Below are 8,036 nucleotides of genomic sequence, written 5' to 3'. Positions count from 1 at the left end.
GGATTGCCCCTTTCCAAGCCTTTCTCATTTCATCTACATTTGCTGTAAGTAATACTTCATTTTCTTCATTATGAATTGTTACTTCATTTGTATTTGTAACTTCTCCAACTTGAATTGCTTCAACCGCTTTCTCAAATGCTTCTTTATTTTCACGTTTTACAGTTATAACAAAGCGAGATTGTGATTCTGCAAATAATACTGCTGTTGCTTCCCCATCTAATTTCACAGTAGCACCTAAACCGTTAGCACCAATTGCACTTTCAGTAATTGCAACTGCTAAACCACCTTCTGCAACATCATGTGCAGATTGAACAAGTCCAGCTTGAATTGCTGCTAGTAATTGTTTTTGGCGTTTTAATTCTACATCTAGATCGATACTTGGTGATTGACCGAAAATTTTCCCGTAGATCATTTTCTGTAATTCACTTCCGCCAAACTCAGCTTTCGTCTCTCCAATTACATAAACTAAATCGCCAGCTTGTTTAAATTCTTGTGTTGTTACGTGTTTTAAATCGTGTACCAGTCCAACCATCCCAACAGTTGGTGTTGGATATACAGCTTCACCACTACGCTCGTTATACATTGATACATTCCCGCCGATAACTGGCGTTTGTAACTTGCGGCAAGCTTCACTCATACCGTCTACTGATTTCTCAATTTGCCAGAAGATTTCTGGTTTTTCTGGGTTACCGAAGTTTAAGCAATCTGTAATTGCAAGTGGCTCCCCGCCAGAACATACGATATTACGTGCCGCCTCTGCTACTGCAATTTTACCGCCCATTTCTGGATCTAGATAAATGTAGCGAGAGTTACAATCTGTCGTCATTGCTAATCCTTTTTCTGTACCGCGTACACGTACAACCGCTGCATCTGAACCTGGTGTAACAACTGTGCTTGTGCGCACTTGATAATCATATTGATCATATACCCATTCTTTACTTGCAATCGTTGGTTGTTGTAATAGAGATAATAACGTTTCTTTATAGTCCTCTACTTGCGGTGTTTCCATTTTCATCTGCTGGAACTCAGCAAAGTATGCTGCTTCTTTTGACGGTTTATAATAAATTGGTGCTTCTTCTGCAAGAGCATCCGCCGGTACTTCAGCTACCATTACATCTTTATGGAATAAGCGAAGCATTTTATCTTCCGTTACTTTCCCCATCGTAACTGCTGCAAGACCATACTTCTCAAATAAATCTACTATTTCTTGCTCTCTACCCTTTTTCACAACGATTAACATACGCTCTTGTGATTCAGATAACATCATTTCATATGGAGTCATTCCTGTTTCACGCTGCGGTACATCATCTAAGTACATTTCAATACCCATACCTGCTTTACTTGCCATTTCTGCAGAAGATGATGTTAAACCAGCAGCTCCCATATCTTGAATTCCAACAAGTGCATCAGACTGAATAAGTTCTAAACATGCTTCAATAAGAAGTTTCTCCATAAATGGATCCCCTACTTGAACCGCCGGACGCTTCGCTTCTGAGCTTTCAGATAGCTCTTCAGATGCGAATGTTGCACCGTGAATACCATCACGACCAGTTGATGCTCCTACGTACATTACTGTATTACCAGCACCATGCGCTTGCCCTTTTTTTATATCTTCATGATTAATTAAGCCTACACACATTGCATTTACAAGTGGATTTCCTTCATAACATGGATCAAACTGTACTTCTCCACCAACAGTAGGAATCCCGATGCAGTTACCGTATCCTGCTATTCCTGCTACTACTTCTTCGAATAAATATTTCACACGTGGTGATTGTAATTCACCGAAACGAAGTGAGTTTAATAGAGCTACCGGACGTGCGCCCATAGAGAATACATCGCGAATAATACCGCCGACACCTGTTGCCGCCCCTTGATATGGCTCAATTGCAGAAGGATGGTTATGACTTTCCATTTTGAATACAACCGCTTGATTATCACCGATATCTACAATTCCAGCGCCTTCTCCAGGTCCTTGTAAGACACGCTCACCTGTCGTTGGAAACTTACGAAGAACTGGCTTTGAATTTTTATAACTACAATGTTCAGACCACATAACAGAGAATAGTCCCGTTTCTGTATAATTCGGCAAACGGCCTAAAATCTTTTCAACCATGGCAAACTCTTCGTCTGTTAGCCCCATTTCCGCATATATACGCTCTTCTTTAATTTGTGTTGGATTTGGCTCAAGCATTAACGACATATGTTTCCCTCCACTGTTTTAAGATAGATTGAAAGACTTTTAACCCTTCAGCACCACCAAGCAATTCATCTACAGCACGCTCTGGGTGTGGCATCATACCAAGTACATTTCCTTTTTCATTTACAATACCAGCAATGTCTGAAACGCTACCGTTCGGATTTTCTACATAACGGAATGCGATTTGATTGTTCTCTTCTAATTGTTTAAGAGTTGCTTCATCACAATAGTAATTCCCCTCACCATGTGCAATTGGAATATTGATTACTTCATCTTTTTCATATTGTGATGTAAACATCGTTTCATTATTTTCAACACGTAACTGAACCGTACGGCACATAAACTTTAAGTTTTCGTTTCTCATTAATGCTCCTGGTAGTAATCCTGATTCAACAAGAATCTGGAATCCATTACACACTCCTAAAATTGGCTTTCCTTGCTCAGCAGCTTTTTGCACTGCTTTCATTGCGTTAGCAAAGCGAGAAATAGCACCACAACGTAAATAGTCACCGTAAGAGAATCCACCTGGTAGTAAAATTGCATCATATTCATCTAAATTCTCTCTATCGTGCCAAACGTAATCTACTTCTTCACCAAGCTCATCTTTAATTGCATGGAACATATCGACATCACAGTTCGAACCTGGGAATACTATGACTGCAAATTTCACTGTGCGACAACCTCCTCAACTTCATAACGGAAGTCTTCCATTACAACGTTTGTTAATAGTTTTTCACACATTTCTTTTACCTTTACGTCAAGGTCAGATACTGATTTATCAATTGTTAATTCCATATATTTTCCGATTCGAACGTCTTGTACTTCTGTGAACGAAAGACTATGAAGTGCCCCTTTTACTGCTGTTCCTTGTGGATCTAATACGCTTTCTCTTAACGTTACATATACCTTAACTTTATACATGTGAAATTCCCCCTAAACGTTTTAAAATCTCTTCATAAGCTTCTGTTAAATTTCCAAGGTCACGACGGAATACGTCTTTATCAAATTTTTCATTGCTCGTTTCATCCCATAAACGGCAAGTATCTGGTGAAATTTCATCCGCTAAAATGATTTCTCCTTCATCTGTTACACCAAACTCTAATTTAAAATCTACTAATCTTACACGACAGCTTGCGAAATGATCAATCAACACTTGATTGATTTGTAGAGCCATATCTCGTAATACGCTTACTTGCTCTGGTGATGCAACGTTTAATACACGAATATGATCTTCCGTTACAAGCGGATCTCCTAAATCATCATCTTTGAAGTAAAATTCTACGATTGGTTCTGCAAGTACAGTTCCCTCTTCCATTCCTAATCGTTTTGAAAGACTTCCTGCAATTACATTTCTTGTGACAACTTCTAGAGGAATAATACTCACTTTTTTAACAAGTTGCTCTGTTTCAGATAACTTCTCTACAAAATGTGTTTTTATTCCTACTTCTTGTAACTTTCTGAACAATAAAGTTGTAATCTCATTGTTCAAACGACCTTTTCCTGTAATCGTCTCTTTTTTCTCCCCATTGAAAGCAGTCGCACTATCTTTGTACTCTACCCAAACCATATCTGCTGATTCTGTACGATAAATTCTTTTTGCCTTACCTTCATACAGCAATTCTAGCTTTTGCATTTCGCAAGCCCCCTGTAGTTTGAAAAATGTGAATAATGTTTTTATAAAGAATGGCACAGAATGACTCTATTCTGTGCCATATGAAATTTTACGCTTCGTTTAACCCAAGGCGTTCAAAGATTGTATCAACGTGTTGCATATGGTGCTCATAGTTGAAGCATTCATTAATTTCCTCTTGTGATAACTTGCTCGTAATACGCTCATCAGCTTCTACAAGCTCTTTAAATTGTACTTGTGTTTCCCAAGCTTCCATCGCTTTAGGCTGTACGATATCATAAGCTTCTTCACGTACCAGACCTTTGTCAATTAGTGTAAGCATTACGCGCTGAGAGTAAATTAAGCCGTATGTTCTTGTCATATTGCGTTTCATATTCTCTGGGAATACAGTTAAGTTTTTAACAATATTACCAAAGCGATTTAACATGTAATTTAACGCGATTGTAGCATCTGGTAAAATTACGCGTTCTGCAGAAGAGTGAGAGATATCACGCTCATGCCATAACGGAACATTCTCGTAAGCTGTCATCATATAACCGCGGATAACACGAGCTAAACCAGTCATATTTTCAGATCCAATTGGATTACGTTTATGCGGCATTGCAGAAGAACCTTTTTGACCTTTTGCGAAAGCCTCTTCAACTTCACGTGTTTCACTCTTTTGTAAACCACGAATCTCAACTGCCATCTTTTCAACAGATGTTGCGATTAGTGCAAGTGTTGACATGTAATGTGCATGACGATCACGTTGCAATGTTTGTGTTGAAATTGGTGCTGCTTCTAATCCTAAGTTTTCACAAACATACTTTTCTACGAATGGATCAATATTTGCATATGTACCAACCGCACCAGATAATTTACCAACGCGAACTGTATCAGCAGCTTGTTTGAAACGCTCTACGTTACGTTTCATTTCTTCATACCAAAGACCAAGTTTTAAACCAAATGTTGTTGGCTCTGCATGTACACCGTGTGTTCTTCCCATCATAATCGTGTATTTATGCTCTTTCGCTTTATTAGCTAAAATGCTAACAAAGTTTTCTAAGTCTTTTAACAAGATTTCATTTGCTTGTTTTAAGATGTAAGATAAAGCTGTATCTACTACGTCTGTAGATGTTAAACCGTAATGAACCCATTTGCGTTCTTCACCTAATGTTGGTGTTTCTGATACAGCACGAGTGAAAGCAACTACGTCATGACGTGTTTCTTTTTCAATTTCATAAATACGATCAATATCAAATGATGCATGCTCACGAATTTTTTTAACATCTTCTTTTGGAATATCGCCAAGCTCAGCCCATGCTTCACAAGCTAAAATCTCAACTTCTAACCATGCCTTAAATTTGTTTTCTTCCGTCCAAATTGCACCCATTTCAGGGCGTGTATAACGATTAATCATCTTTTTCCCTCCAACAGTTGTTCTTGATGGTCCCAAATATGCAAACTCTTCGCTTTTTCTAGAGCGACTTCAATATTATCATTTAAAATATTAACATGCCCCATTTTTCGCTGCGCTTTTGCTTCTTCTTTTCCATACAAGTGTAAATAGCACCCGGTTAGTCTATTCACTTGTCCTAGGACCCCTTCTATATGTTCGCCTAAAATGTTTACCATGACAACTGGTTTTAACAAATTTGTTTCTCCAAGAGGTAAATTACAGATTGCTCGAATATGTTGACCAAATTGACTCGTTTCACATGCATCCTGTGTATAGTGTCCTGAATTGTGAGGTCTTGGTGCTAGTTCATTAATGTAAATCTCACCGTCAGCTGTAGCAAACATCTCTACCGCTAGTGTTCCCACAAGTTTTAATTCATCCGCAAGTACTTTTGCATAAGTAATTGCTTTTTGAGAAAGTTCTTCTGTAATGCGAGCTGGAACAATAGATTCATGTAAAATGTTATTCACATGAATATTTTCTGCTACGGGAAATACTTTCGTTTCACCACTTACACTACGAATTACAATAACTGATATTTCTTTTTCAAAAGGTACCCATTTTTCTAGAATGCATTCTGCTTTATTAGTAAGTTCTTTTGCTCTCACAACATCAGCTTCACTCTTTAAAACCACTTGCCCTTTACCATCGTATCCACCTGTCGTTGTTTTTAAGACAGAAGGGAAAGATAACTCTGTAATTGCTTCTGTAAGTTGATCTTGATTTTGAACCAATCTATACGATGCTACCGGTAGCCCAGCTTTTTCAATTGCATTCTTTTCAGTAAAACGATTTTGCGTTTTATTTAATAATTGACTACCTTGTGGTAAATACGCATGTTTCTCAAGCCATTGTAAACATCTATAATCAATATTCTCAAATTCATATGTGACAACGTCGCTTATCTCTGCTAAATGCTGAATTGCTTTTAGATCGTCATAAGATGCAACAATCTCAATATCAGCAACTTGTGCACATGGTGAATGCTTTGTAGGATCTAAAACAGCAATTTTATATCCCATCTCCTTAGCTGCCAATGCCATCATTCTTCCAAGCTGGCCGCCTCCAATAATGCCGATTGTTTTTCCAGGTAAAATGATTCTCGTCATACTAGCTCACTACCTTCACGCACATCTTTTTCAATCGCTTCTCGTCTCAATTCCAATGCATCATGTATGTCATCATGGAATGATCCAAGTATTTGTGCAGCAAGTAATCCAGCATTTGTTGAACCAGCTTTACCAATTGCAACAGTTGCAACTGGAACCCCTCCTGGCATTTGGACGATGGATAATAATGAATCTAATCCGTTTAACGCTTTTGATTGAACTGGAACGCCAATTACAGGAAGATTTGTCTTCGCTGCAACCATCCCTGGTAAATGTGCTGCTCCACCAGCTCCAGCAATAATAACTTTCAATCCACGTTCACGAGCCGTCTCTGCATATTCAAACATATAATCCGGAGTCCGATGAGCGGATACAACTTTTTTCTCATACGGTATATTTAATTCATCTAAAATGTCACAAGCATATTTCATTGTTTCMCAGTCTGACGTACTTCCCATTATGACTCCAACTAGTGATTTCATATTAGAATCCCCCCGATTCAAATAAAAAAAGCCTGAAATAGAACAGTTTCTCTTTTACTATGAGAGAAAGCGCTCTACTCAGGCATACGTATCCCTTGTGAATAGAAAAATACCGAGTGACTTTCCCTCATAGTCTAACGAATAACGGTCGTTAGGTAGAGACTTGCAGGCCATATCCCCGCGATTATATGAGGTCTTATATATTATTGTTTCTATGGCTATATTAACAATATTTCATAAACAATGTCAATAAATAATCGAATGTTTTTTTATTAGTCATCGATAACGTTCGTGTTTTAGTTATATTCAAAAGGAGAATTGCAACTATATACAAGAAGGAAAGGAAATTAGAATATATATTTCTAGAGATCTATTTTACGTATAACTGTTTATATGGTACTTCAGTATGTTTTAATTAAAATATATACACTCTTGTATTCTATACATCAATAGAACTTATATTATAACGATTTAATTTCTAAGGAGGAATAACCGTGAAAAAAATAACTGTGTTATTATCCTATTTATTTTTCTCCATCGCAGTAATTGCTGTAATTATTGAATACTTATTTATATCATCCCATTTTTTCTACTCTCATTATTTAAAATATACACTTATGATAGAAATAATCTTTCCTATCTTAGGGATTATTTTAGGAGCATTCGGAAAATCAGGAGTACAAAAAATCATTGCCATTATTTTAAACAGCCTCTATTTCATTCTTTTTTCGTCTTTAGCGTTATTAAATTTATGGATTTTAACCTTCGGTAAATAAAAATAAACACAAAAAAACCTAAGTCGAAACGACTTAGGTTTTTGCTTGGCGACGTCCTACTCTCACAGGGACAAGGTCCCAACTACCATCGGCGCTAGAGAGCTTAACTTCCGTGTTCGGTATGGGAACGGGTGTGACCTCTCTGCCATCATCACCAAACTATGAAGGYATATTCCTTCAAAACTAGATAACATTTGCTTCATATTATATGGTTAAGTCCTCGATCTATTAGTATTCGTCAGCTCCACATGTCACCATGCTTCCACCTCGAACCTATCAACCTGATCATCTTTCAGGGATCTTACTAGCTTACGCTATGGGAAATCTCATCTTGAGGGGGGCTTCATGCTTAGATGCTTTCAGCACTTATCCCTTCCGCACATAGCTACCCAGCTATGCCC

The 8,036-nt window shown here is 37.7% G+C and carries 8 protein-coding genes, 2 rRNA genes and 1 riboswitch; of the genes, 1 reads left to right on the top strand and 9 read right to left on the bottom strand.

The window, feature by feature from the left end; all coding sequences use genetic code 11:
* The 7 genes from purL to purE all read right to left on the bottom strand — a co-directional run.
* Positions 1–2,203 (bottom strand): phosphoribosylformylglycinamidine synthase II (gene purL, locus AC1DTM_RS14300; protein WP_477000380.1); only part of this gene is annotated, 2,203 nt, incomplete at its 3' end.
* Positions 2,187–2,870: a phosphoribosylformylglycinamidine synthase subunit PurQ gene (purQ, locus tag AC1DTM_RS14295; protein WP_000666771.1), complete on the bottom strand. Its 684-nt coding sequence runs from the start codon at positions 2,868–2,870 to the stop codon at positions 2,187–2,189. The genes purQ and purL, both read right to left, overlap by 17 nt.
* Positions 2,867–3,121, bottom strand: a complete 255-nt coding sequence (purS, locus tag AC1DTM_RS14290; protein WP_016103381.1) for a phosphoribosylformylglycinamidine synthase subunit PurS — start codon at positions 3,119–3,121, stop codon at positions 2,867–2,869. The genes purQ and purS overlap by 4 nt, the downstream gene beginning before the upstream one ends.
* Positions 3,114–3,833, bottom strand: a complete 720-nt coding sequence (gene purC / locus AC1DTM_RS14285) for a phosphoribosylaminoimidazolesuccinocarboxamide synthase (protein WP_001170543.1) — start codon at positions 3,831–3,833, stop codon at positions 3,114–3,116. Before purC ends, purS begins: the two co-directional genes overlap by 8 nt.
* A gap of 88 nt (positions 3,834–3,921) precedes the next feature.
* Positions 3,922–5,229: an adenylosuccinate lyase gene (gene purB, locus AC1DTM_RS14280; RefSeq protein WP_016103379.1), complete on the bottom strand. Its 1,308-nt coding sequence runs from the start codon at positions 5,227–5,229 to the stop codon at positions 3,922–3,924.
* On the bottom strand, positions 5,226–6,377 hold the full coding sequence (purK, locus tag AC1DTM_RS14275) for a 5-(carboxyamino)imidazole ribonucleotide synthase (protein WP_016103378.1): 1,152 nt from the start codon (positions 6,375–6,377) through the stop codon (positions 5,226–5,228). The genes purB and purK overlap by 4 nt, the downstream gene beginning before the upstream one ends.
* Complete coding sequence (purE, locus tag AC1DTM_RS14270) at positions 6,374–6,859, bottom strand: 5-(carboxyamino)imidazole ribonucleotide mutase (protein ID WP_477000379.1); 486 nt, start codon at positions 6,857–6,859, stop codon at positions 6,374–6,376. Before purE ends, purK begins: the two co-directional genes overlap by 4 nt.
* Before the next feature lie 110 nt (positions 6,860–6,969).
* Positions 6,970–7,071, bottom strand: a riboswitch (purine riboswitch).
* A gap of 282 nt (positions 7,072–7,353) precedes the next feature.
* Here purE and AC1DTM_RS14265 point away from each other — a divergent pair.
* The gene (locus AC1DTM_RS14265; RefSeq protein WP_002201974.1) at positions 7,354–7,635 is read left to right on the top strand and encodes a hypothetical protein; all 282 of its coding nucleotides are present in this window, start codon (positions 7,354–7,356) and stop codon (positions 7,633–7,635) included.
* A 43-nt stretch (positions 7,636–7,678) separates the two neighbouring features.
* Here AC1DTM_RS14265 and rrf read toward each other — a convergent pair.
* Both rrf and AC1DTM_RS14255 read right to left on the bottom strand, forming a co-directional pair.
* A 5S ribosomal RNA gene (gene rrf, locus AC1DTM_RS14260) occupies positions 7,679–7,794 on the bottom strand.
* Positions 7,795–7,843: 49 nt separating this feature from the next.
* Positions 7,844–8,036, bottom strand: a 23S ribosomal RNA gene (locus AC1DTM_RS14255); the annotation flags it as partial.

The organism is Bacillus sp. P4_D3 (genome assembly GCF_056401855.1).
This window is presented reverse-complemented; position numbering and strand designations above follow the sequence as displayed.

Bases quoted from the DNA above. Each gene is read 5' to 3' on its own strand.
- purS (WP_016103381.1), bottom strand. From the start codon at position 3,121: ATGTATAAAGTTAAGGTATATGTAACGTTAAGAGAAAGCGTATTAGAT.
- purB (WP_016103379.1), bottom strand. From the start codon at position 5,229: ATGATTAATCGTTATACACGCCCTGAAATGGGTGCAATTTGGACGGAA.
- purC (WP_001170543.1), bottom strand. From the start codon at position 3,833: ATGCAAAAGCTAGAATTGCTGTATGAAGGTAAGGCAAAAAGAATTTAT.
- purK (WP_016103378.1), bottom strand. From the start codon at position 6,377: ATGACGAGAATCATTTTACCTGGAAAAACAATCGGCATTATTGGAGGC.